Raw genomic sequence first — 25,430 nt, 5'->3', positions numbered from 1 at the left:
TCTCGTCACTCGTGCGCCGTGCAGTCGATGACTGGATGGATTCACGCACAGCGCCTACCGCGGATGCCCTGCGAGAACAGGCCATGGCAGCGGCGGGGCGTTTCGCATCCGGGTATCAGGACGTTGCCGAGCGCCATGACGACTACCTGACCGGAGCCTTCGGCCCTTGATCTTCATCGATGCATCCGCCCTCTATGCCATCCTCGATCGCGAGGATCGGGTGCAGGCGCAGGCGCGGGAAACCTGGCGATCACTCCTGTCCGCCGCGCGTCCGACAGCCCTCCTGACCACCAACTACATCCTGGTCGAGTCTTTTGCGCTCATCCAGGCGAGGCTCGGCCTCACGGCCGTACGGGCGCTCAATGACGCGATGTTGCCGGTCGTGTCGACCTGCTGGGTCACCGAGCAGGATCACACGGCGGCCGTCAGCGCATTGCTGACCCAGGGGCGCCGCCGGCTGAGTCTCGTGGACTGCACCAGCTTTGCGGTCATGCGGCGGCTCAACCTCCGGCGGGCCTTCGCCTTCGACGGGCATTTCGCCGAGCAGGGCTTTGACCTGCTGCCGGGTGGAGCGGAAGGAGGCTGACCTGCCTCAGCGTCATGACCTGCCTCAGCGTCAGGTCTTACCTTTTGCCCACTGCGGACGCGTCGAAGGGGTTCAGCGTCGGTACCGAGAAGGGCGTGAAGTCGCGCACGTTGCGGGTGACCACGATCAGGCCATGGGTCAGCGCCGTTGCCGCGAGGATCGCATCCTCGTACAGGGTATCGGAACGCCGATGTTCGACGGGCATGCCTCCGTACTTATTACTCGGCGCTCCGTACTCTATTCATCCGTCACACAGCCCACCGACGCCGGCTGCACGGCCTTGATGTACTTGTAGAGCGTGCCGCGGGTGGCCTTGTAGGGCGGCATGGTCCACTCGGCGCGGCGGCGCGCAAGCTCCTGGTCGTCTACGTCCATGGCCAGGAGGCGCTGGGCGGCGTCGATGGTGACGGTGTCGCCGTCCTTCAGCAGGGCGATGGGGCCGCCTTCCTGGGCCTCGGGGCAGACGTGGCCGATGATGAAGCCGTGGGAGCCGCCGGAGAAGCGCCCGTCGGTGATGAGCGCGACGTCCTTGCCGAGACCGGCGCCCATGATGGCGCTGGTGGGCGTGAGCATCTCCGGCATGCCGGGGCCGCCCTTGGGACCCTCGTAGCGGATGACGACGACGTCGCCCTTTTGGATCCTGCCGTCTTCCAAGGCGTGGAGCATGTCCTCCTCGGCGTCGAAGACGCGGGCGGGACCCTGGAACTGGAGCCCTTCCTTGCCGGTGATCTTGGCCACGGCGCCCTCGGGGGCCAGGTTGCCCTTCAGGATCTGGATGTGGGCCGTCTCCTTGATGGGCTTGGTGACGGGCATGACGATCTGCTGGTCCGCATCCAGGCCCGGCAGGTCGGCGAGGTTCTGCTCCAGGGTATGGCCGGTGACCGTGAGACAGTCGCGGTGCATCAGGCCGAAGGACATCAGGTACTTCATCACCGCCGGCGTGCCGCCCACCTGGTGCAGGTCCTCCATCACGTACTTGCCGCTGGGCTTCAAGTCGGCGAGGTAGGGCGTGCGATCCGAGGCCGCCTGCACGTCCTCCAGGGTCAGGTTCACGCCGATGGCGCGGGACATGGCGATGAGGTGCAGTACGGCGTTGGTGGAGCCGCCCAAGGCCATGACCACCGCCAGCGCGTTGTCGAAGGCGGCGCGGGTCATGATGTCGCTGGGCTTGATGTTGTGCTCCAGCAGGTTGCGCATGGCCTCACCGGCGCGGCGGCATTCCTCGGACTTGGCCGGGTCCGTGGCCGGTGTCGAGGCGCTGTAGGGCAGGGACATGCCGAGCGCCTCGATGGCCGACGCCATGGTGTTGGCGGTGTACATGCCGCCGCAGGCGCCGGGGCCCGGGCAGGCGTGGCGGACGATGTCCTGGCGCTCCTCCTCGCTGATGGTGCCGGCGATGAACTGCCCGTAGCTCTGGAACGCCGAGACGATGTCCAGCGGCTGCCCCGATTTGCCGTGCCCGGCCCGGATGGTGCCGCCGTAGACCATGATGCCGGGGCGGTCGAGCCGCGCCATGGCCATAACCGAGCCCGGCATGTTCTTGTCGCAGCCGGGCAGCGCAATGAGCCCGTCGTACCACTGCGCGCCGCAGACGGTCTCCATGGAGTCGGCAATGAGGTCGCGTGACTGGAGCGAATAGCTCATGCCGCGGGTGCCCATGCTGATGCCGTCCGACACGCCGATGGTGTTGAAGCGCATGCCCACCATGCCGGCCTCGTCGGTGCCGGCCTTCACCTCCGCGGCGAGCTCCAGCATGTGCATATTGCAGGGGTTGCCCTCCAGGTAGACGCCGGCGATGCCGATGAGCGGCTTGCCGAGGTCGTCCTCGGTGAGGCCGGTGGCATAGAGCATGGCCTGGGAGGCGCCCTGGGCCTTGGGCTCGGTGACGCGGGAGCTGTAGCGGTTGAGCTTCTTATCCATCGTGGGCCTCTGGTTGATGCTGGTGGAGGGGGTTGCGAGCCGAGAGTATGCGCGAGATCGGCCGACGATCGGGGCGTACCGCGCTTCTCGCGCCACGGACCCGACACTAGCCGAAACCAATTGATCGTTCTAATGATATTTTCTGGACTGTTCTATGATGATTGGCGAACGATCAAGGCCCACTCACGGATGCTGAAACACGGTGTTCTCCCCTTCGCGCCTCCTGCCCTGCTCACGCCCTGACCACCCAAGCGCCTCATCGCGCGCCCGGGAGCTGCTGTCCACGGCGCAAGAGGCCGCGCGCCCTTCGCGTCTTTGCGTCTTCGCGTGACCCAGCCCGTTCCCGCGGAGTCACCGCTCAATGCCCAACCAGCCCAACCTCAGCACCGAGCTGCTGCGTACCTTCGTCACCGTCGTGGACCTCGACGGCTTCAACCGCGCCGCCCGCCAGCTGCACAAGACCCAGTCTACGGTGAGCCAGCAGGTGCGCCGATTGGAACAGGAGCTCGGCTGCGCCCTGTTCGCGGCGCAGGGGCGCAAGCGCCGGCTGACGGCGGCGGGGGAGCGCTTCGTGGGCCATGCCCGCCAGCTGCTGCGCATGCAGGAGGCGGCGGTGGCCGCGGTGGCGGACAGCGCCATCGCGGGCGAGCTGCGCCTCGGCGTGGCCCAGGGCCTGTCCGAAGGGCCTTTCCCGGAGCTGCTGGCCCAGTTCGCGCGCACCTACCCCAGGGTGCGGCTGCACGTGCACACGGGCTTTGCGCGGGACCTCGCCGCCGGCTTCGAGCACGGCGACTATGACCTCACACTGACGGTGCGCCACGCGGGGGCCGGCGGCGGCGGGCGGGTGCTGGGGCAGGCGCAGCTCAGGTGGATCGGCGCCGAGGCCGCCGGTGGCGAGTCGCCCTGGGACGGCACCGCGCCGTTGCCGCTCGCCACCTTCTCCCCGCCCTGCACCTTCCGGCAGGTGGCGGTGGATGCGCTCAACGCCGCCGGCATCCCCTGGCGCGTGGCCTACACCACCACCAGCCTGCCGGGGCTGATGGCCGCGGTGAAGAATGGCCTGGGCGTCACCGCCCGTACCGAGCACGCCCTGGTGCCGGGCACCGCCGTCATCGCCCCGCCGGCGGCGCTGCCGTCGCTTCTGCCGGTGGATGTGGTGCTGCGCCATGCGCGGCAGACGCGCATCGGGGATCTGCTGGAGCAGTTGTTCGTTGAGACGCCGCCGCGCGCGGCCTGAGCCTGGGAGCGCCGGCTTCCAGCCGGCTTCGCCCGCCGCCGGCCCCATGCCGGCGGCAGGCGATCCCCGGCGCTCGGCGGCAACGCAACTCGGTGCGGCATGGCAGCCTCCGGCGAGAGGAGGGCACGCGAAGACGCGAAAACGCGCAGGGGAGACGCGAAGACCTGCGCGATTTGCCGGGCTTCCCGGCGCGTGACGCGGACGGCGAGGTCGTTCCGGCGGGAGACCGCGGCGGTCGCGACGCGGAACGGCGAGCCCCCCTGCATGGGCAACCGTCAGCCCCCGGTGCGTGCGGCCTGATTGACCTGGGCGAGCCGCAGCGTGCGGTCGAAGAGCGGTTCCAGTGAGGCGTCGTGGCTCACGAAGATGAGCGTGGCGCCGGTGGCCGCACACTCGTCGAACAGGAGCTGCACGAAGGCGCGGCGGCGGTCGGCGTCCAGCGACGAGGTGGGCTCGTCGGCGATGATCAGCTCCGGTGCGCCCATGAGCGCGCGGGCGGCGGCGACGCGCTGCTGCTGGCCGACGCTCAGCTCCGTCACCGGCTGGCGCAGCAGCGCCGGCGCCGCGAGGTCCAGGTGGCCGAGCAGGCGCCTCGCCTCCGCCCGCAGGCTCGGCGAGCGCGCCAGCGCACGCTGTTTTCGCAGCGCCGAGAAGCGGCAGGGCAGCACCACGTTGTCGACGATGCCGAGGTAGGGGATCAGGTTGAACTGCTGGAAGATGTAACCGATGTGGTGGGCGCGGAAATGGTCCCGCTCGGGGCCCGAGCGCGCGGAGAGATCCTCGCCCAGCACCCGCACCCGGCCGGCCTGCGGCACCGTGACGCCGGCGAGCAGGCCCAGCAGAGTGCTCTTGCCGCTGCCGCTCGGGCCTTCGATGAAGAGCCGTTCGCCGCGCGCCACGGCGAGCCGTTCCAGGACCAGGATGTCCGGCCCCTTGCGGCGCCAGCGAAAGCGCACGGCGTCCAGCTGGACGATGGGCGCCTGCGCACTCGGCGCATCCGCCGTCACAGGCGCAGCCGCAGGCGCTGCCGGGGTGCTCACAGCGCCAGCTTGTGATCGTCCGGCGTCAGCTCGGCACCGCGCTGCCCGCCCGGCGTGATCAGCTGCACCCGCAGCTTCTCCTTGCCGGGAAAAACCTCGAACAGCCGCACGTCCAGCTCGCGCAGCGCCGCCGGCTTGGCACAGGTGAAGGCCCATTCGCCGTGGGCATCGGCGTGGATCTCACCGTCGGTGTGGGCGTGATCCTCCGGGCTGCCGAGGTCCAGGCTCACCTGGTGCGCCATCTGCACGCACTCGGCCCCGGCGTTGGGCACGAAGAGCGCGGCGCCGTCCGCCATGGTCTCGCGGGCCGCGGCGATGGCGGCGCGCTCGTCTTCATCCCGCGGCGGGTGCTCGAAGCCGACGATGTTCGCCGCCGGGGTGTCAAGCTCCACCAGCAGGGTGTCGGCGTCCACGGCGACATTCAGCGCCGCGACACCATGCACATGGGCGTCGTGCTGGCGGTGGTCGTGGTCGCCGCCGGCGTGGTCATGCTCATGGCCATGGTCGTGATCGTCGCCGGCGCTCACCGGTGCGACGACGGCGAAGAGGGCGGCGAGCAGCAGCCAATGCAGATTGTGGGGGGTGTTGGGCAGAACAGACATGGATGGAGCTCTCTATGGCGGAGGCGTTGTCAGGATCGCTGTCGCTGTCGGTATCGCTATCGGAATCGGAATCGGAATCGGAATCGAGATGGATGTCGATCCCGATCCCGATCCGGGCTCGGAGTGGTATCGGCCTCAGTCCTTCCCATGCTTGGCCGCACAGTCAGAGCAGGTGCCGATGACCTCCACCACCGGCCGCGACGGCCGAAAGCCGCTCTCGGCGGCCACCGAGGCGAGGCTGCCGGCGATAGCCTTGTCTTCCAGCTCCTTGACGCCGCCACAACCGTCGCAGATGAGGAACTGGCTCGCGTGCGGGTGCTCCGGATGGGTGCAGCCGATGAAGGCGTGCAGCGTCTCCAGCTTGTGCACCAGTCCCTGCTCCAGCAGCCAGTCCAGCGCCCGGTACACCGTGGGCGGCGCCGCCGGGCCGCCGTCGCGCAGCTGGTCCAGCAGCTCGTAGGCGCCCACGGGCCGCTCCGCCCGGCACACCAGCTCCAGCACCCGGCGGCGCTGCGGGGTGAGGCGCACGCCGCGTTGTGCGCACAGGGTCTCCGCGCGGCTCAGCGCCTGGGTGAGGGTGTCTTCGTCCATCGGGCTTTCAGTAGGTTGCGAGTTGACGGGCCGAGCCCATGGCTCAGGCGCCGGATTTGGCCGCGGCCGCCCGCGCCCGGCGCCGCGCACCCGCCACCAGCGCCGACACCAGGTACAGCGCCCCCGCCAGCAGGATGATGGTGGGCCCGGGCGGCAGGTCCGGCGCGTAGGAGAGCGCCAGCCCGCCGCTGGTGAGCGCGGCGCCGAGCAGCGTGGCCGCCACCATCATGCTGGTGATGGAGTGGGTCCACTGCCCGGCGACGGCCGCCGGCAGGGTCAGCAGCGCAATCACCAGAATCAGGCCCACCACCTGGATCATCAACACCACGGTGAGCGCCACCAGCACCAGGAGCAGCAGGTACAGCGTCGCCACCGGCAGGCCCCGCAGCCGCGCGAAGTCCTCGTCGAAGGCGACGGCGATGAAGTGTCGATAGCCCAGGCCCACCACCGTCAGGAGCAGCAGATCCAGCGCGGCCATGAACCAGAGCTCGCGGGTCGGCACCAGCAGGATGTTGCCGAAGAGGAAGCTCATCAGGTCTGTGCTGTAGCCCGGGGTGCGGGAAATGAACAGAATCCCCACCGCCATACCGATGGCCCAGAGCGCACCGATGGCCGTGTCCTCGCCGGTGCGCCAGGTGAGCCGCACCCAGCCGATGAGCAGCGCCGCGACCACGGCGGCGATGAGCGCCCCCAGCAGCGGGTCGAAGCCGAAGTAGAGCGCCGCCCCCATGCCGGCCAGCACCGAGTGGGCGATGCCGCCCGCCAGGAAGGCGATGCGCTTCACCACCACGAAGGGGCCGATGAGTCCGCAGCCGAGGCTCGCCAGCAGGCCCGCCAGCAGCGCCTGGCGCAGAAAGGCCTGCTCTGTCAGGGCGGTGAAGAACTCAGCCATGGCGGCCCACCTCCGCGTGGGCGCCGCCGGCGGCGCGGTCGCCGTGGCCGTGGCCGTGAGCGTGCTGGATCCGGCGCACATGCTCGCCGTAGAGGTCCTCGATGATCCGGCCGTTGATGCTGTCCGTGGCGTGGCAGACCAGGGTGCGATTCAGACAGGCGACGCGGCTCACATAAGCGGAGATGAAGGCGATGTCATGGGAGACGACGACGATGGTGAGCCTGCGGTTGAGCTGGGCCAGGAGCTCGAAGATCTCCCCCTCCAGGCGCTGGTCGATGTTCGCGGTGGGCTCGTCCAGGATCAGCAGATTCGGCTCGCCCACCAGCGCCCGGGCCAGCAGCACGCGCTGCAGCTGGCCACCGGACAGCGTGCCGATCTGCCGCCTGCGCAGGTCCAGGGCCTCCACCTCGTCCAGTGCCGCGGCCGCCGCTGCTCGGTCATTGCGGGTCCAGGGTCCAAGTCGCCCGCCGAGCCCTGATCCGAGCCCGGCCCCGAGCCCGAAGCGGCCCATGAGCACCACGTCCTCGACGCTGATGGGGAAGTCCCGCGCAAAGCCCGGGTACTGCGGCACATAGCCGATGTGCCGGCGCGCGCGCCGTGGTGGCTCACCGAGCACCCGGATGCGCCCGGCGCTGGGCTTGAGCAGCCCGAGAATCAGCTTCAGCAGGGTGCTCTTGCCGCCGGCATTGGGACCGACGATGCCGAGGAACTCGCCGGCGGCGACGGTGAGGCTCACGTCCTCCAGCACCGGCACCTCGCCGTAGGCGAAGTGCACCCCGGCGATGTCGATGGCGGGGGGTGCGGCGCTGCCGGTGCTCAAGGTGTCTGCTCCCGGGGCGCCTGCTCCCGCGGCGCCTGTTCCCGATGTGCCGCTTTCGGGGCGCCGGCGGCCGTGCCGGCGTCGGCTGCCATCAGGATGTCCGCGAGCCGGCGCAGCGTGGCGGCATACTCCGGCGACAGCGGGTCGACGGGCTCGACGCGGCCGTCGATGGCGCGCGCCACCTGCGCCGCGGCGCGCTGGTCGAACTGCGGCTGCACCAGGATCACCCGCGCCCCCTCGGCGCGCGCCTGCTCGATGAGTGCAGTGAGCCGGCGTGCGCCGGGCTCCTTGCCCTCCTGCTCGATGGGGATCTGGGTCAGCCCGTAGGCGTCCGCGAAGTAGCCCCAGGCGGGGTGGTAGACGAGGAAGCGTCGGTTCGCGAGGCCGTGCAGGCGCGCTTGCAGCTGCGCATCCAGGGCTGCGAGCTCGGCGTCGAAGGCCGCCTGTTGCTCGGCATAGGTTACGGCACCGGCGGGATCCAGCTCGGTGAAGGCCGCGCGCATGGTCTCCGCCATCTGCCGCACCAGCCGGGGACTGGTCCAGACGTGGGCGTCCAGTGGGCCGTGCTCATGCGCCTGCGCGCCATGGTCGTCGCCGCCGGCCGCCCCGTGGCGGTGGGCTTCCTGGCGGCGCAGGGACAGGCCTTCGCGCAGGTCCACCACCGGCATGTCGGGATTCGTGGCGCGGATGCGCTTCATCCAGGCATCCTCGAACGGCACGCCCACGCGCAGGTAGAGGTCAGCGTTGGCGAGTGCTGTGATCTGCCGTGGCGTGGGCTCGTAGGTGGCCGGGCTGTGGCCCGGCTGCACCATGGTGTGCACCTGCACCCGCTCGCCGCCGACGCGCTCGGCGAAGGTGGCGAGCGGCAGGACGCTGACAAAGACGTCGAGCGGCGCTGCGGCAAGCGGCGGCAGCGTGCAGAGCAGCAGCGCGGCGAGTCCGAGTCGCCAGCGCCGGCGGCGTTTGCCCGCGCAGGGGAGGAGGGTGTCGTGGCGGTCTACGCCGGGGCCTGACGTCATGGTTGCTGGCATCCGCGGGGGCGTGCCGGAAGTTGGTTGACCGTGATGAAACAGTATAACAGTGCGCTGGGCAGCGGGCAGTATCGCGATGCCGCCCGGGCCATGGCATTCAGAGGATTTTTTACAACATCAGTTGCTGCGCCATCGCTTCGGTGGGGTTCCGCGACTGCGGCTCCGCTGACCTGTCAACTGTCATGTCTGCGCAACGTCGAAGGCGCGGTCGGTGCTTGATACAGGCCAAGTTAAACGCTCTCCTGTCGCGAAAATGCCGCATTTCAACTTTTTCGCACTGGCGCAGCTCGGGTTTTCCTCTAGGATCTGTTGCAGAGTCGTCGGATTCGGCTCGGAACAACAACGAGGCCCCTCCGCGGGTATCCCTTGCCTGCAACGACCATCCATAAGGAGAGATCCATGTTGAAACGCCTGATCGTCGCAGCGATCGGCTGCAGCGCCGCCGGCGCGGCGGCCGCCTACGACCTCAACTTCGGCGGCACCGATTACGGCACCTTCAATGCCAGACTGCTGGCCATGAGCATCCTGACCGCCAAGGACAACGGCTGGGACCCGAGCAGCGGCAACTCCTACTCGCTCATGGGCAAGTACACAAGCCCCAAGTGGCAGGGCTTCAAGTTCACGACGGCGGCCTATCTGAACGGCGATATCTTCGGCAGCACGGACTTCGACCCCGAGCGCTTCGAGGCGCGCACGGCGCGCGGCATGTTCATTGCCGACGAGGGCGTGCAGAAGGGGCAGCTCACCATCGCCAATGTCACCTACGGCGACAAGCAGCTCTACGCCTTCGCCGGCCGCGCGCCCATCGATACGCCGCTCACCAAGAACACCTACAACCATGTGCCGAACTCCTACACCGCATTGCGCGTGGGTGCCAAGCCGGTGGAGGGGCTCGACATCTCCCTCGGGCAGATCACACAGATGTCCTTCGGCTCCCGGGCCATGACGGACTGGGGCTTCATCGGCGAGGGCACGGGCACAGGTGGTGCGTCGCAGCAGCCGAACCAGCCGGATCTCGGCCAGGTCAGGTTCTTCAATCTGGGCCAGATCGCGCTCGGACCGGATGCCGACGACATCAGCGGCATCACGCTCGCGTCGGTCTCCTACAGCGGGCTGCCGTACACCACCATCGGCGTCTGGAACGCCTATGTGGACGACATCGCCAACAACTTCTATCTGGACGTGGATGCCAAGGTGCCGCTGAACGGCCTCAAGCTGGATCTGGGCGCCCAGTACCTGCGCCAGGATGACGTGGGCGACGGACCTGCCGGCATCCAGGGGATCCCGGCCATTCAGCGCAACTTCGGCAGCGGCGAGCTCGAGTACAACCTCTATGGCCTCAAGGCCGGGCTGCTCGGGCCGAAGAAGAAATGGTCCTTCCACGCCTTCTGGAACCATTCCGACGGCGACACGGCCTTCCTGAACAGCTTCGGCGCCGACCCCGCTTATACCAGCTCCATCTTCTCCCGCAACGCCTACCGCGAGAACGTGGACGCCTGGGGGGTGCGCGGCAAGTACATGATCATCCCGGGGCTGGTGTTCATGGCCGCCTATTTCGACTACGGCAAGTCGGACACCATCGGCGCCGTGCCCAATGTGTCGCCGGCGGCGGAGCCCACCAGCAACGCCCAGGAGCTGGATCTGGTGCTGACCTGGAAGCCGAAGCAGGTCAAGGGGCTCATGCTCCGCACCTTCTACGTCAACCGCACCAGTGAGTACGACGACTTCGTGAACCCGCGCTCCGGTGTGAAGGCGGACGCCACCATGAGCCACTGGCGGCTCATTGCGAGCTATCAGTTCTAGCAAATCCGCTCGAACCAGCCGGCGGCAGCCGTATCGCCAGGGCAGGGAGCCGCTGCCGGCGAGGGCCGGGGGCCATGGGCTGAGGCCGCGGACGCCGGCAAGGCCGCTGGGCTGCCGCCCCTCAGCCCTCTGCCCTCAGCCCTCGACGCTGCTCGCCACGGATCCCTCCCCACTCCCACACCAACCCCCGCACGGCCGCCGTCCGCCCGCCGATTTGCGTGCAGCCGCGTGGGGGCTGCGCTTTAATCGGGCCATGCCTTCGCTGGTGCTCCACCGGCCTCGTCGTACGCGCCCATGCACCCGCTCCTCATCGCCCGCGTCCTCGGGCTGTTCGCCCTGCTGTTCGCCGCCACGCTGACGGTGCCCGTGGCCGTGGGTCTGGCCTACGGCGAGGCCGAGCTGCGGCATCTGCTCCTGCCCCTGAGCGGGGCGCTCGCGCTCGGGCTGGTGCTGTGGCTGAGCGGCGGCCTCGGGGCGCGTCTCCGCATCGGCCGTCGCGGCGAGCTCGGGGTGCGGGACGGCTTCCTCATCGTCGCACTGTTCTGGCTGCTGCTGAGTGCGCTCGGCGCCTGGCCGCTGGCGCTCGGCATCGGCCTCACGCCGGTGGATGCGCTGTTCGAGTCGGCCTCCGGGCTCACCACCACAGGCGCCACGGTGATCACGGGGCTGGATGCCCTGCCGCGCTCGCTGCTGTTCTACCGCCAGCAGCTGCAGTGGCTGGGCGGAATGGGCGTCGTCGTGCTCGGGCTCGCCGTGATCCCGCTGCTCGGCATCGGCGGCATGCAGCTCTACCGCGCCGAGGCGCCGGGGCCGCTCAAGGAGGAGAAGCTCACCCCGCGGCTGGTGGGCACCGCGCGCTCGCTGTGGCTGTTGTACCTCAGCCTGACGCTGGCCTGTGCGCTCGGCTACCGGCTCGCCGGCATGGACACCTTCGACGCCGTCGCGCACAGCCTGAGCACCGTCTCCACCGGCGGCTTCTCCACCCATGATGCGAGCCTCGGGTACTACCAAAGCCCGGCGGTGGAGGCGGTGGCGATCCTGTTCATGCTGCTCGCGGCCATCAACTTCGGGCTGCACTATTTGGTCTGGACCAAGCGCGATGCCTGGCTCTACCTGCGCGACGCGGAGGCGCGGGCCTTCCTCGGCTTCGTGCTGCTGGTGGTGCTGGTGGTGGGGCTGGTGCTGGCGCTCGAGCAGGTGTTCGCCGATCCGCTCACGGGCTTTCGCGAGGCCGCCTTCACGGTGGTGTCGCTGGTGACCAGCACCGGCTTCGCCACGGTGGACCATGCGCACTGGCCGGATTTCCTGCCCGTGCTGCTGCTCCTGATCGCCTTCGTCGGCGGCTGCGGCGGCTCCACCGCTGGCGGCATGAAGGCGCTGCGGGTGCTGCTCCTGGTGAAGCAGGGGCTCTACGAGGTGCAGCGGCTGATCCATCCCCGCGCCCAGGTGCCGATGCGGGTGGGGCGCCGCGTGGTGGATGCGGGGCTGATGCAGTCGGTGTGGGGCTACTTCGCCCTGTACATGATCACCTTCGTGCTCTGCGGGCTGTGGATGATCCACAGCGGGCTGGAGCCGCTCTCCGCCTTCGCCGCGGTGGCCACCAGCATCAACAACCTGGGGCCTGGTCTCGGCGAGGTGGCCTACAACTTCCAGGGCGTGAGCGACCAGGGCAAGCTCGTCGCCGTCGCCGCCATGCTGCTCGGGCGGCTGGAGATCTTCACCATCCTGGTGCTGCTGACGCCGGGGTTCTGGCGGGGGTAAGCCGGTGTCCGCCGGGCGGTCGCTCTGCTTCCTGGCGCCATTCCTGCCACCGGTGTGATGGCTCCATGGCACGCCGGCCGCCGGCACGCCTCCGCATGGGCGCTCATCCCGTCGGTTCTGCTCGATCACCCGCTCGTCATTGAAGAATCGCAATCTTCGTCCGCGATCTGTGCCCGCGCGACCCGGGTCACATTTTTCCGCATCGCTGGCGGGGTAAGGTGCATGGCGTTTACGCCCGGATCAGTGAAAGCCCGATGACCGGCCGCCGCGAGCCCGGCGGAGTAAGGTCTGCCCGAACACCCTGCCCTCGACGGAGAGCCCGATGCAGGCGCCCAGGATCAAGCCGAGTGACACCTCAGAGCGCGCAGCGAGCCGCCCGCCGCCTGCGCGGGGGTGTGGACAGCATCGCCGCCGGCGGCTGCCCCGGCTGCCCGGCATCGCGCTCCTCGCCGCGACGCTGTTCGGCGCGGGCGCCGCCGTCGCCGTGGTGGCGGACCTGCCGCCCGCGGCAGACGGCGATCCGTCGGCAGCCGGGACCGTCGGCGGCGGCGTCTTCTTCACCTGGTATTCCGGTCGTTTCCACAGCTTGCCGGACTTCGCTGCGCTGACGCCCTCGGGCTACGGCGTGGCGCCGGGCTTCGGCATCGACCCGGTGCCGCAGTCGGACGACTTCGCGGTGCGCTACACGGGCTTTCTGACCATCCCGGCGCCCGGCGAGTACCGCTTCTACACCCGCTCTGACGACGGCAGCGACCTGCTGCTGGACGGTGAGCGGATCGTGAACAACGATGGCCGCCACGGCATGCGCACCCGCTGGAGCGAGCCCGTCCGGCTCGACGCCGGCGACTATCCCATCGAGGTCGGCTTCTTCGAGGCCACCGGGGACGCGGGTCTGGAGGTCGGCTACGAGGGCCCGGACGGCAGCGTGCAGCCGATCGACCCCGGCCTGCTCGCCTTCGCCGCGGCACAGATGCCCGAGCCCCGGCCGGCGGACGACACGGCCGAGCAGGATCTCTACCCCGGTGTCGCCTACAGCTGGCACGACGGGCGCTGGGACCGGCTGCCGGACTTCACCGCGCTGACACCGGATTTCATCGGCGTTGCGGACGGCTTCGACAGCGCTGTCTCGCTCGACGACAACACCTTCGCGCTGCGCTTCCAGGGCTACATCGAGGTCCCGGAAGCCGGGATCTACAGCTTCTACACCACCTCCGACGACGGCAGTGCGCTCTACATCGGCGACAAGCGCGTGGTGGACAACGACGGCCGGCATGGCCCGCGCGAGCGCGCGGGCAGCATTGCGCTGGCGGCGGGTCTGCACCGCATCACAGTGGACCATTTCCAGGGCTGGGGCGGCGCGATGCTGGAGGTCGACTGGTCCGGCCCCGGCTTCGCGCGCGAGCTGATCCCGGCGGAAGCGCTCAGCTTCGCGTTCGACCTGCTGCCGCCCATGCAGCAGCCGGTGGCGCTGGATGAGGAGCCCCTGCCCGGCCTCGCCTACCGCTACGCCGAGGGCCACTGGGACAGCATGCCGGACCTGGACACGGAGGAGGTGCTGGAGTATGGCGTCGTCGCCGCGCCGGGCCTGACCCGGCGCATGGACGACAACCGCTACGCCTTCTCCTTCCGCGGCTACCTCCAGGTGGACACCGCCGGCGTCTACGCCTTCACGCTGAATGCCAAGGCCCCGGTCCAGCTCTGGATCGGCACCGGTGACGACGCCCAGCTGGTGGCCGAGCGCGAGCGCCACTGGGGCAATCCGGACGTGGTGGGGGCGCTGCCGCTCGCGGCCGGCCTGCACCCCATCCGCATCGACTACTACGAGCGTTGGGGCGGCGATGCGCTCGCTGTCGGCATGCAGGGACCGGACGACGCCGAGCCGCAGCCGCTGCCGGCGACGGCGCTCTTCCACACCGCCTCCCAGCTGCCCGCCTATCTGGCGGCGCAGACGCCGGCGGGCGGGCTCCGCAACGGCCTGGCCTATGCCTACGCCGAGGGCAAGTTCAGTGAGCCACCCGACTTCGCAACCCTTGCGCCGGGCGTGCACGGGGTCGCCGACGGCCTCGACCTCGGCGTATCGCCGGAGAGCCACAAGTTCGCTCTCCAGTACACCGGCTACATCGAGGTGCCGCAGGACGGCCACTACCGCTTCTTCGCCACCGCCGATGACGGCGTCGCGCTCAGCATCGCGGGCACGCCGGTGCTGCTCGCCGACCGCCCTAACCGCGAGGCCTTCGGCAGCATCGGCCTGGAAGCGGGCCTGCATGCGTTCGAGCTGACCTATCACCAGCGCTGGGGCGACACGGGCCTGGCGCTCTCCTGGCAGTTGCCGGACGGCAGCGAGGCAGCCGTGCCCGCCGCCGCCTTCAGCCATACCCCGGATCAGCTGCCGACGCTCGCGGCCGCGGCCGATCCCGACGGCCGGGTGACGCCCGGCCTCGCCTACCGTGAATATGCAGGAAGCTGGCACCGCCTGCCGGACTTCGCGACGCTGACGCCGGTGGCGCTCGGCGTCAGCCCCGGGCTTGATTTGGCGCGGGCCACCACGGACCGCAAGCTCGGGCTGCGCTTCGAGGGCTACATCCGCATTGCCGAGCCCGGCTTCCACCGCTTCCACCTCACCTCCGACGACGGCTCCAGGCTCTGGATCGGCGACACCCTGGTGGTGGACAACGACGGCCGCCATGGGCCGAGAGAGGCCATGGGCAGCATCGGCCTCAAGGCCGGCCTGCACCCTATCCGCGTGGACTTCTTCCAGGGCTGGGGCGGCATGACCCTGGCGCTCGACAGCACGGGCCCCGACGGAGTCCGCGCGCCGGTGGCCGCAAGCGACCTGTTCCACACCAGCGACCAGCTGCCGCCGCTGCGGCCCGCCGCCGCCGCACCGGACGCGGCGCCGGTGCCCGCGGCCCTGCCGGGCCTCGCCTACGAGCTCTATCTCGGCAACTGGCGCAACCTGCCGGCCTTCGGCGAGCTGACACCGGCTGGTGTTGGCATCGCCGCGGCACCGGATCTCGGCACCATCAACGAGGACAGCAGGTTCGGCGTGCGCTACCGCGGCTGGCTGCGCATCGATGACGCGGGCTGGTACGACTTCCGGCTCGGCTCCGACGACGGCAGCCGCCTGCGCATCGGCGACACCGTCGTCGTCGACAACGACGGCCTGCACAGCTACCGGCAGGCGGCGGGCTCCATCGGCCTCGCGGCCGGCTGGCATCCCATCGAGATCCAGTTCTTCGAGCGCTACGGGGACGAGCGCCTCACCGTCGAGGTGCGCGGCCCGGACGGCGAGCGCGGCCCGCTGCCCGCGGATGCGCTGATGCTGGACCCGGCGGTGCTGCCGGACCTTCAGGACGCGGGCGCCAACGCGGCCAACCTCGTCGGCGGCGTCGACTACGCCTACTACGAGGGCCGCTGGCGCCGGCTGCCGGACTTCGACACCCTGACGCCGGTGGCCACCGGCGTGGCGGACGGCTTCACGCTGGCGCCCAGGCAGCAGGACGACCATTACGGCTTCGTGTTCCAGGCGTACATCGACATCCCCGAGTACGGCCATTACGAGCTCTGCACCCGCTCCGACGACGGCAGCCGGCTCTTTATCGGCGACACCCTGGTGGTGGACAACGACGGGCTGCACGCCGCGCGCACCCGCTGCGGGCGCATCGGCCTCGACCGCGGCCGCCACGCCATCCGCGTGACCTACTTCGAGCGCGGGGGCGATGACAGCCTGGAGGTGACCTACGCCGGGCCGCGCTTCGGCACCACGCCCGTCACCGCCGACGTGCTGTTCCGGCTCGACCCGGATGCCGACGGCCCCGGCACGCCGCCGGATGGCGGGCCGGGGAGCGCCCTCACCAACACCGACCCGATGCCCGCGGCGGACACCGCCAGCACCGGCATCGGCCGCGGCCAGTCCATTACGGTGGCGGTGCTCGCCAACGACCGCGACATGGACGGCGACATTTTGGTGCTGACGGGCGCCGATGCGACGACGGCTGCCGGCGCCGCAGTGCTGGCGGACGACGGCAAGCGGCTCGTCTACACGCCGCCGCTCGGCTTCACCGGCACCGACGTGGTGCACTACGGCGTCGGCGACCGCCGCGGCGGCAGCGCCGTCGGCACCCTGACCGTCGAAGTGGGCGCCGGCGAGACGCCGGTGATGAGCGCCGGAGAGGCCGTGCGCTTCCTGAATCAGGCCAGCTTCGGCGCCACCCGCGAAGACATCGCCACGGTGATGACCATGGGTCCGGAGGCCTGGATCGACGCCCAGCTGGCCCTGCCGGCGAGCGGGCACGAGGCGCTGTTCGAGGAGCTCAGCCGCCTGGCGCCGGATGCGGACAACCGCCGGCTGCGCGTGAACGCCTGGCTGCGCAATGCCGTGACGGCGGAGGATCAGCTGCGCCAGCGCATGGCCTTCGCGCTGTCGCAGATCTTCGTCATCTCCGATCTCGGCAATGTGCTGTCCACGGACGCAGGCGCCCTCGGTGCCGTGCACTACTACGACATGCTGGTGGACGGCGCCTTCGGTCGCTATCGGGACCTGCTGGAGCAGGTGACCCTGCACCCGGCCATGGGCTTCTTCCTGGACACCGCCGGCAACGTCAAGGCCGACCCGGTGACCGCCACGGTGCCGGACGAGAACTATGCCCGCGAGGTGCTCCAGCTCTTCTCCATCGGCCTGTGGGAGCTCACGCCCAACGGCGAGCAGGTGCTGGACGCCGCCGGCGAGCCCATCCCGACCTACACCGGCGAGGACCTGATGCAGTACGCCCGCGTCTTCACCGGCTGGGACTATGCGACGGAGCGCCTGCCGGAGAAGTGGCGGCTGCCCATGGTGCTGGACCCGGCCGAGCACGAGCAGGGCATGAAGGTGCTGCTGGACCCGGCGGTGCGCGGGCAGTACGAGCCGATCCCGCCGGACCTGAACCTGGCGACGGCTGATCCCACCGCGGACCTGACCCGGACGCTCGACAACATTGCGGCACACCGCAACGTGGCGCCCTTCATCGGCCGCCAGCTGATCCAGCGCTTCGTCACCAGCAACCCGAGCCCGGACTACGTCGGGCGCGTCGCGGACGCCTTCCGTGCGAGCGACGGCGACCTCGGCGAGACCCTCAAGGCCGTGCTGCTGGACACGGAGGCCCGCAGCGGCGCGCCGGACCCGCTGGATGCGCTGGCGGCGGACCTTGCGGCCGACGCGGCGCCTGCGGAGGAGGGTCTGCCCGGGTCCCGCGCCTTCGGCAAGATGAAGGAGCCGCTGCTGCAGCTCACCGGCGTCTGGCGGGCGCTCGGGGTGGACCCGGACGCCACCGCGATCCGGCTCGCCGAGCTGGCACCGCTCGGGCAGGTGCCGCTGTCGGCGCCGTCGGTGTTCAACTTCTTCAAGCCGGATTACCAGGCGCCGGGCGAGATTGCGGATCTGGGCCTGTACTCGCCGGAGCTCGAAATCATCAACGAGGAGCAGATCACGGGCGCCGTCGCCACAATGGACACCTGGACACTCGGTGCGACGCAGGCCGGCGCGGACTGGTACAACCTGTCCATGGAGCTGGCGATGGCCGACGGCGGGGTCACCAAGATCATCGACCACCTGGACCTGCTGTTCCTGGGCGGGGCCATGTCCGACACCCTGCGGGCGGTCTTGGCAACACAGGTCTTCTACGACTACGCCCGCCAGGGCGAGCAGGGCCGGGTGACGCGGGTGCTCGCCGGTGTCTACCTGATCGTCACCTCCCCCGAGTACCTGATCGAGGAGTAATCGACATGCGCAATACGACATCGCAGCGCGCGCGCCGGCGCTTCCTCGGTCAGCTCGGGGCGCTGGCCGGCGCCGCCGCCCGGCCCGTCATCCGGCATCCGGCGGCGGCGCTGAGCACCTTGGGCGCGCTGAACTGGAGCCGGCTCGCCGCCGCGGCGGACGTGCCCGGCGACTACAAGGCGCTGATCTGCATCTTTCTGTACGGCGGCAACGACTCCCACAACTGCGTGATTCCGTCGGACCCGGACGGGCACGCCACCTATGCGCGGGCACGCCGCGGGCTCACCATTGAGGCAGACACGCTGCTGCCGCTGCCGGATGCGGCGCATCTGGACCCGCTCGGGCGCAGCTTCGGGCTCAACCCGGACATGGCCGCGCTCAAGCCCGTCTACGACGCCGGCCGGCTCGCGGCGACGCTGAGTGTCGGCCCGCTGGTGGAGCCGCTCACCAAGCAGCAGTACCGGGACCGCACCCGGCGGCGCCCGCCCAGCATCGGCTCCCACTCCGACCAGCAGTTCCAGACCCAGACCTGCGGCATCTTCGACGCGGACATGGGCTACACGGGCTGGCACGGACGGCTCAGCGACTATTTCTACGGCAGCAATGTCGGGCTCTCCACCTTCACCAACGTCTCGCTCTCCGGCGACAACGTGATCCAGGTGGGCGAGCAGGTGCTGCCTTATGCGGTCAATACGCGGGGCGAGATCGAGGTGCCGGTGAGCCGCTTCGTCGGCGGCGGCCTTCAGGGTCGGCTCGATGCCGGGCGCCGCGCGCTGCTGTTCGGCACGCCGCACGTCTTCGACGGCGCCTACAGCGAGAAGAAGGCCCGCGCGCTGGAGGGCAACCAGGCGCTGGCCGAGGCCCTGGCCGACGCCCAGCCCATCGCCGGCTTCCCGCCCGGGCGGCTCGGCGGCCAGCTTCAGGCCATTGCGCAGATCATCAGCGTCGCCTCACGCATCGGCATCCGCCGCCAGACCTTCTTTGCCTCCATGGGCGGCTTCGACACCCACTCCGACCAGAACAACCGCCACCCGCGGCTGATCCGCGAGCTCGCCGACGGCATGGCCGCCTTCGACGCCTGGGCCCAGGCCAACGGCTTGGGCGAGAAGGTGACCACCTTCAGCGCATCGGAGTTCGCCCGCACCTTCGCCATGAACGGCAACAACGGCTCCGATCACGCCTGGAGCGGCGTCCAGTTCGTGCAGGGCGCGGCGGTGCGGGGCGGCCTCTACGGGCGCATGCCGGACCAGACCATCGATGGCCCGGATGATGTCGGCGGGCGCGGGCGCTTCATCCCGGACACCGCCGTGGATCAGGTGGCCGCGACGCTCGCCAAATGGTACGGCGTGCCGGCGGACGACCTGCCCATCATCTGCCCGAACATCGCCAACTTCGACACCGACGATCTGGGGTTCATGGTCTGATCCGCACACCGCGGGCACCGGGCGGGACTGTCAGCAGCGCCCCGGCCTCAGGCCGAGCAGCAGCGCCCCCCCGCGGCATCGCGCGCATCGCCCTCGCGGCGCTCCGTGTGGTCGCGGACCCGCTTTGCCCACACGGTTTCATCCCTGCGCGCCGGCGCGGACACGAAGACCTGCGCTGTTGTCGTCGCCCTCAGGCGTCGGCGGCAGCCTCGCCATCTTACGCGACGGCGGTGCCGGATCTCGGGGCGGTCGCGGCCTGAGACGAGGTCAAACGGCGCCTGACGCCGACTACCCGATCAGCTGGGCCGGGTAGCCTATTCCAACGAGTCGTAACGCAGCTGGGTGCCGCGCGGGGCGCGCCTTGGGGGTCGTCGCGGCCCGCACCCAGTCGGTGAGCTCGCCTTCTGTACGCATTCTCCATTGACGCAAACATGTGTCGTTGCGACGAAGCGGTCAACTGCCGTTTCTAGGTTGAATCTTGGCGTCGCTGAGGCCGAGGGCTCACTCGTTGAGCCTGTCACCTGTGTATAGTAGCCAAAGCCAGGTCACGAACTGTCGTAGGCAACGCTGTGCCGCCTCGTTTGCGACGAGAGCGCCGACGCCCCTGCGTTCGTGCCCCGACAAAGACGCGGTCTTACGGAGGGAGGAGTATCCCGGTCGTTTCCGTGGGCGCGCGTACTCAACAGACCCTGATAGCTTCATAAGGACAGCATGGACGAGTTAACCCCAAGCGACCTCAAAACCATTCTCCATTCGAAGCGGGCCAATCTCTATTATCTGGAGCATTGCAGGGTCCTCGTGAACGGGGGCCGTGTCGAATATGTCACCGATGCGGGAAAGCGGTCCCTCTATTGGAACATCCCCATCGCCAATACAACAAGTCTGCTGCTGGGCACGGGTACCTCTATCACCCAGGCGGCCATGCGGGAACTGGCCAAGGCAGGCGTACTGGTGGGTTTCTGCGGCGGAGGGGGATCGCCCCTGTTCACGGCCACAGAGCGAGACACGGATATCGTCTGGTTCTCTCCCCAAAGTGAATACAGGCCGACGGAATTCCTGCAATCCTGGGTTCGGTTCTGGTTCGATGACAAGCTGCGCCTGGAAGCCGCGAAAATCATCCAGAGGACCCGCGTCGCTTGTATCCGTCAGCAGTGGCTGGGCAATCGTGCTTTGCTCGACAGCGACTTCGCCGTCAATCAGCCCCGCCTCGATGCCCTGCTGAAGCGTACAGTTGCCCAAATAGATGCAGCTGCGGATGTAACGGCCCTGCTGACAGAAGAAGCGCGCCTCACCAAGCAATTGTTCAGAGTGGCAGTCGATACTGTCGGCTACGGCGACTTCACGCGCGCAAAGCGAGGCACCGGAACGGACCCGGCGAACCGCTTCCTCGACCATGGCAACTACCTTGCCTATGGTCTCGGTGCGACCGCCACCTGGGTACTCGGGCTGCCGCACGGACTCGCGGTGCTCCATGGCAAGACGCGTCGTGGCGGGTTGGTGTTTGACGCGGCGGATCTTGTGAAGGATGCTGTCATCCTACCGCAGGCCTTCATCTCGGCGATGGCAGGACATGAGGAACAAGAGTTCCGACGCGGCTGCATCGAGGCACTGACCAGATCCGAGTCCTTGGACCTGATGATCGATACGCTGAAGCGCATCGCGACGGACCTGGGAGCATCCGTCGAATGAACGTCTTGTTCGTTTCCCAGTGCACCAAACGCGCGCTCACCGAGACCCGCCGCATCCTGGACCAATTCGCTGAGCGGCGGGGTGATCGCAGCTGGCAGACACCGATCACCCAGCAGGGATTGCAGACGGTTCATCGCATGCTGCGCAAGACCGCGCGCAAGAACACCGCCGTCGCCTGCCACTGGATACGTGGCCGGAACCAAACCGATCTGATGTGGATTGTCGGCGACCAGCGACAGTTCAACGAGACCGGTGGAACCCCGACCAACACCACCTCGCGCGATGTCCGCCGGAGCGGGGACGAGAACGACTGGCATCACGCCGAGGACATCCGGCTGCTGGCCCAGCTCGCAGCCCTGTTCCATGACGTCGGCAAGGCCAACGACGCCTTCCAGGACAAGCTGACCAGCACGGACTACCTGGCCGATGCGTATCGCCATGAATGGGTCTCGCTGCGGATGTTCCAGGCCTTCGTCGGCGCGGACACGCAGGACACCGACTGGCTGCAACGCTTGGCGACGGTCGCCGGGGACCAAGGCTCCAAGCTGTTCCCAGCCCCCTTCCGGGACAGCATTGATGGCGGTAAGTCGCCCCCGCCGCTGCAACACCTGCCCCCACTCGCCCAGGTCGTCGGCTGGCTCATCGTGAGCCACCACCGCATGCCCGTGGCGCCGGATGCGTTACAAAAGCTGCCTAGAACCAAGTCTCTCAAGGTCGTCGAGCGACTGATTCAGCCCGACTGGTGCGGCAGCGCCAGGGAGCCTGAGCAGCAACAGATCGAAGCCTGCTGGCGCTTCAGCAACGGCATGCCCTCCGCCAGCGAGAGCTGGCGCAAGCGCGCGGCCCGCATCGCGCAGGCCCTGTTGAATCGCTCAGGCTGGGTGGACGCCCCGGATCGCGATGACCCCTATGTGCTGCACCTATCGCGCCTTGCCCTGATGCTCGCGGACCATCACTACTCCAGCCTCAAGAGCGAGCCCAGCCTCGGTGACAAGGGCTTTCCGCTCTACGCCAACACCAAGGACGGCCAACTCAACCAACGCCTGGACGAGCACCTGATCGGCGTTGAGCGAGCCGCCGGCGCCTTCGTCGGCCGATTGCCGGACATCGAACGCCGGCTGCCGCGCATCGCCCGCCACAAGGGCTTTCGGCAGCGGAGCAAGGACAGCCGTTTCCGCTGGCAGGATCGCGCCTTCGACCTGGCCTCGTCGCTGCAATCGCGCACCGCCCGGCAGGGTTTCTTCGGCGTCAACATGGCGTCCACCGGCCTCGGCAAGACCCTCGCCAACGGGCGCATCCTCTACGCCCTGGGTGATCCCCGGCTCGGCGTTCGCTTCAACATCGCCCTCGGCTTACGCACGCTGACACTGCAAACCGGCGATGCCTACCGCGACAGACTGCACCTGGGGTCAGAGGATATGGCGGTGTTGGTCGGCGGCGGCGGGATTCGGGCGCTGCACGAGCACCAGCGCGCGGCGGATCAGCCGCAAGACCAGGCGCCCAGCGCATGGGAACAGGCGGGCAGTGAGTCCGCCGAGGCCCTGCTGGGCGAGCAGGACTTCGTGCACTTCGAGGGCAGCCTGGAGGATGGGCCGCTCAAGAAATGGCTGGGCAACAACCCGCAGGCCGAGCGCCTGCTCCAGTCCCCGATCCTGGTCTGCACCATCGACCACCTCATGCCCGCGGTCGAAGGCATCCGCGGCGGACGCCAGATCGCACCCATGCTCCGGCTGATGACCTCAGACCTGGTGCTGGACGAGCCGGACGATCTCGGCCTGGAAGACCTGCCGGCCCTGACCCGCCTGGTGCACTGGTGCGGCATGCTCGGCAGCCGCGTGCTGCTGTCGTCCGCGACCCTGCCGCCGGCCCTGGTCCAGGGGCTGTTCAATGCCTACCGCAAGGGCCGCCGCATCTTCCAGGCCCACCGCGGCGAGCCTGGGCTTCCGCTGGACATCTGCTGTGCCTGGTTCGACGAGTTCGATGCCAAGCACGGCAACCATGCAGCGGGCGAGACCTTCAGAACGCAGCACGACGAGTTCGTCGAGCGGCGTATCCAACGGCTCGCCGAGGCGGAGCAACGGCGCAAGGCCGTGATCCAGCCGTTACCGATCCAGGGCAATCGGCCACGCGAGGACATCTGCCGAGACTTGGCCGTGACGCTGCGCGAGCAAATCCTCACCCTGCATGGGCAGCATGCCGGCGAGGACCCCAAGACCGGCAAGCGCGCCAGCATCGGCCTGGTCCGCATGGCGAATATCGATCCGCTGGTGGAGACGGCGCGAGCGCTGCATGCGCTCGGCGCGCCGGAGCAGACCCGCCTGCACCTGTGCGTCTACCACTCGCAGCATCCGCTGCTGGTGCGCGCCGGTATCGAGCGCCGCCTCGACCGGCTGCTCAACCGCAAGAACCCCGCCGCACTGTTCGACGACGTCGACATGCGCGCCTGGCTCGATCAGCACCCGGAGCCGGACCAGATCTTCGTCGTCATCGCCACCGCCGTCGCCGAGGTGGGGCGCGACCACGACTACGACTGGGCCGTGGTCGAGCCCTCGTCCATGCGCTCCATCATTCAGCTGGCCGGGCGGGTGCGTCGGCATCGGCCCGGCGCCTGCGACACGCCGAACATCTACCTGCTCGACACCAACGTTAAGCACCTGCAGAACGGCATCGGAGAGGCGGTGTTCCTTCGTCCAGGTTTCGAGTCGGAGGAGCGAAACGGCTTGCAGCTGAACTCCCATCACTTGACCCGCCTGCTCACGGAAGAACAAGTTGGGCGAATCGATGCCAGCGCCCGCATTCAGGAACGCGCTGCGCTCACGCCGCGCGACAACCTCGTCGATCTGGAGCAGGCTCAGCTCCGGGCCTGCATGCTGGCCGACGAAGCCTTCCCGATGGAGACCATGCCCGTCGACCGCTGGTGGACGACGCCCGCCCACCTCACCGGCCTGCTTCAGCGCAGCCAGCGCTTCCGCAATGACCCCGACGGCCGGCAGCGCTACGGGCTGCTACCGGATGCCGATGGCGAGATCGAATTCCGCCGGTTCGAGCGCGACGGATCGACCACCGGGGTCGAGGCGCTACGTCACCCGCTCGACCTCAGCCAGGAGGCCGGCCCGCGCGTCACCTTCTGGGGCGAGCCGGAGTACGAGGACGCGCTGGCGGCCCTGGCCGAAGCACTCGGTCTCGACACCGCGCGATGCGCGCGACGGTTCGGAATCCTAGACCTGCCGGCGAAGCGCGCCGAGCAGGGTTGGTGGTACCACCCGGCGCTGGGCTTCAGCAGGCGCTGTTGAATATGGAAGAATCGCGGACTCACGAAATGAGTCACCGCATCGGAGAAGATGACACTGTGAGGGTTCCCGCTAGATGGCTCGGCGGGAGAGGACGGATCAGGCAAGTCGCAAGGAGAAACAATGATCGCAACGCCAACCGTGGACCGGGCTGAGGTCGCCTCGCTTCGCGAGTCCATCGAGGACTTCCTCCAAGAACGCCTCAAACCCAAACTCGACGCCCTCAAAGAAGGCCAGGACGACAAACGCGACAAGCTGTTGAAGGAGTACGCCCCGCAGACCTGGATCAGCGACGCCGCCCGCCGGGTCGGGCAGATACAGCAGGTCACCCATGCGCTGAAGTTCTCGCACCCCGACGCCAAGGGAACCAGCCTGAGCAGCCCCGGCCATCCGCACGCCGGGCCATCGCTGGTCGGCACGCATACCCTCGCCGACGATGCCGCACCCGATGTCGTTGGCAACGCAGCGGCTTTGGACGTGCTGAAGTTCCTGCGCCTGGAGGTGGACGGCAAGACCATACTGGAGCGCGCGGCCAGCGCCGACGCCGCCCTGCTGGAGGCACTGCCCGGCGACGAGGCGCAGGCGAGGGAGTGGATGCAGGCCTTCGCCGCGCTGACTGAGCCCAAGGATGACCCCACCTCTCATAAACTCGCCAAGCAGCTCTACTGGCCCCTTGCGGATGGCGAGTACCACCTGTTGGCGCCGCTCTTTCCATCGTCGCTGGTACACCGTGTCTGGGAGATCATCCGGGACGACCGCTTCGGCGACGACGCCAAGGCTGCGCGACAGGCACGCAAGGACAAGCGACACCACGACCGGGCGTTGCACGAGTACCCGGATGTCGCGGTGCTGAAGTTCGGCGGCACCAAGCCCCAGAACATCAGCCAGCTCAACAGCGAGCGCCACGGGGAGGCCTATCTGCTCGCCGCCCTGCCGCCGAGCTGGGTCAGTGAATCCATCCGTGCCCCGCTGCACACCGACAGCAT

Annotated in this window: 18 protein-coding genes; 10 read left to right on the top strand and 8 right to left on the bottom strand. The window is 69.0% G+C overall.

Annotated elements, in window-relative coordinates; translation table 11 throughout:
- Positions 1-35 precede the first annotated feature (35 nt).
- Positions 36-170 carry a hypothetical protein gene (locus QZ607_RS14405; protein WP_295883915.1) on the top strand — a complete coding sequence of 45 codons (135 nt, stop codon included), beginning with the start codon at positions 36-38 and terminating at the stop codon, positions 168-170.
- Positions 167-586: a PIN domain-containing protein gene (locus tag QZ607_RS14400; protein WP_295883913.1), complete on the top strand. Its 420-nt coding sequence runs from the start codon at positions 167-169 to the stop codon at positions 584-586. The genes QZ607_RS14405 and QZ607_RS14400 overlap by 4 nt, the downstream gene beginning before the upstream one ends.
- Positions 587-623: 37 nt before the next feature.
- Here QZ607_RS14400 and QZ607_RS14395 read toward each other — a convergent pair whose 3' ends face one another.
- Together QZ607_RS14395 and ilvD are read right to left on the bottom strand one after the other, a co-directional pair.
- Positions 624-791 carry a hypothetical protein gene (locus QZ607_RS14395; RefSeq protein ID WP_295883911.1) on the bottom strand — a complete coding sequence of 56 codons (168 nt, stop codon included), beginning with the start codon at positions 789-791 and terminating at the stop codon, positions 624-626.
- A gap of 32 nt (positions 792-823) precedes the next feature.
- On the bottom strand, positions 824-2,506 hold the full coding sequence (gene ilvD, locus QZ607_RS14390) for a dihydroxy-acid dehydratase (RefSeq protein ID WP_295883909.1): 1,683 nt from the start codon (positions 2,504-2,506) through the stop codon (positions 824-826).
- Between the two features lie 361 nt (positions 2,507-2,867).
- Between ilvD and QZ607_RS14385 the strand changes: the two genes are divergently transcribed.
- Positions 2,868-3,743, top strand: a complete 876-nt coding sequence (locus tag QZ607_RS14385) for a LysR substrate-binding domain-containing protein (protein WP_295883907.1) — start codon at positions 2,868-2,870, stop codon at positions 3,741-3,743.
- Positions 3,744-4,018: 275 nt separating this feature from the next.
- Here QZ607_RS14385 and QZ607_RS14380 read toward each other — a convergent pair whose 3' ends face one another.
- The 6 genes from QZ607_RS14380 to QZ607_RS14355 all read right to left on the bottom strand — a co-directional run bounded on the left by QZ607_RS14380 (position 4,019) and on the right by QZ607_RS14355 (position 8,707).
- A complete protein-coding gene (locus QZ607_RS14380) occupies positions 4,019-4,783 on the bottom strand; it encodes an ABC transporter ATP-binding protein (protein ID WP_367268196.1) in 765 nt (254 codons plus the stop codon).
- Positions 4,780-5,385 carry a DUF2796 domain-containing protein gene (locus QZ607_RS14375; RefSeq protein ID WP_295883905.1) on the bottom strand — a complete coding sequence of 202 codons (606 nt, stop codon included), beginning with the start codon at positions 5,383-5,385 and terminating at the stop codon, positions 4,780-4,782. Before QZ607_RS14375 ends, QZ607_RS14380 begins: the two co-directional genes overlap by 4 nt.
- 135 nt (positions 5,386-5,520) lie before the next feature.
- Positions 5,521-5,976: a transcriptional repressor gene (locus tag QZ607_RS14370; RefSeq protein ID WP_295883904.1), complete on the bottom strand. Its 456-nt coding sequence runs from the start codon at positions 5,974-5,976 to the stop codon at positions 5,521-5,523.
- 43 nt (positions 5,977-6,019) lie between these two features.
- Positions 6,020-6,868 carry a metal ABC transporter permease gene (locus QZ607_RS14365; protein WP_295883902.1) on the bottom strand — a complete coding sequence of 283 codons (849 nt, stop codon included), beginning with the start codon at positions 6,866-6,868 and terminating at the stop codon, positions 6,020-6,022.
- Positions 6,861-7,688 carry an ABC transporter ATP-binding protein gene (locus tag QZ607_RS14360; RefSeq protein WP_295883900.1) on the bottom strand — a complete coding sequence of 276 codons (828 nt, stop codon included), beginning with the start codon at positions 7,686-7,688 and terminating at the stop codon, positions 6,861-6,863. Before QZ607_RS14360 ends, QZ607_RS14365 begins: the two co-directional genes overlap by 8 nt.
- Positions 7,685-8,707 (bottom strand): zinc ABC transporter substrate-binding protein, encoded by a 1,023-nt coding sequence (locus QZ607_RS14355; RefSeq protein WP_295883898.1) that lies wholly within the window; start codon positions 8,705-8,707, stop codon positions 7,685-7,687. The genes QZ607_RS14360 and QZ607_RS14355 overlap by 4 nt, the downstream gene beginning before the upstream one ends.
- A gap of 411 nt (positions 8,708-9,118) precedes the next feature.
- On the opposite strand from QZ607_RS14355, the gene QZ607_RS14350 reads away from it, so the two are divergent.
- From QZ607_RS14350 to csy1, 7 genes are all read left to right on the top strand, one after another.
- Positions 9,119-10,522 carry an OprD family outer membrane porin gene (locus tag QZ607_RS14350; protein ID WP_295883895.1) on the top strand — a complete coding sequence of 468 codons (1,404 nt, stop codon included), beginning with the start codon at positions 9,119-9,121 and terminating at the stop codon, positions 10,520-10,522.
- A 294-nt stretch (positions 10,523-10,816) separates the two neighbouring features.
- Positions 10,817-12,283, top strand: a complete 1,467-nt coding sequence (locus QZ607_RS14345; protein ID WP_295883894.1) for a TrkH family potassium uptake protein — start codon at positions 10,817-10,819, stop codon at positions 12,281-12,283.
- 322 nt (positions 12,284-12,605) lie between these two features.
- Positions 12,606-18,041 (top strand): DUF1800 family protein, encoded by a 5,436-nt coding sequence (locus QZ607_RS14340; RefSeq protein WP_295883892.1) that lies wholly within the window; start codon positions 12,606-12,608, stop codon positions 18,039-18,041.
- Between the two features lie 5 nt (positions 18,042-18,046).
- Complete coding sequence (locus QZ607_RS14335; protein ID WP_295883889.1) at positions 18,047-19,465, top strand: DUF1501 domain-containing protein; 1,419 nt, start codon at positions 18,047-18,049, stop codon at positions 19,463-19,465.
- Between the two features lie 711 nt (positions 19,466-20,176).
- Positions 20,177-21,154 carry a type I-F CRISPR-associated endonuclease Cas1f gene (gene cas1f, locus QZ607_RS14330; RefSeq protein ID WP_295883885.1) on the top strand — a complete coding sequence of 326 codons (978 nt, stop codon included), beginning with the start codon at positions 20,177-20,179 and terminating at the stop codon, positions 21,152-21,154.
- Positions 21,151-24,447, top strand: coding sequence for a type I-F CRISPR-associated helicase Cas3f (gene cas3f / locus QZ607_RS14325; RefSeq protein ID WP_295883882.1), 3,297 nt, complete (start codon positions 21,151-21,153; stop codon positions 24,445-24,447). Before cas1f ends, cas3f begins: the two co-directional genes overlap by 4 nt.
- A gap of 120 nt (positions 24,448-24,567) precedes the next feature.
- Positions 24,568-25,430 (top strand): type I-F CRISPR-associated protein Csy1 (csy1, locus tag QZ607_RS14320; RefSeq protein WP_295883879.1); only part of this gene is annotated, 863 nt, incomplete at its 3' end.

Source organism: uncultured Thiohalocapsa sp., assembly GCF_913063425.1.
GTDB lineage: Bacteria > Pseudomonadota > Gammaproteobacteria > Chromatiales > Chromatiaceae > Thiohalocapsa.
Note: the sequence above shows the minus strand (reverse complement) of the source record. Positions and strands in the feature narration are given on the sequence as shown.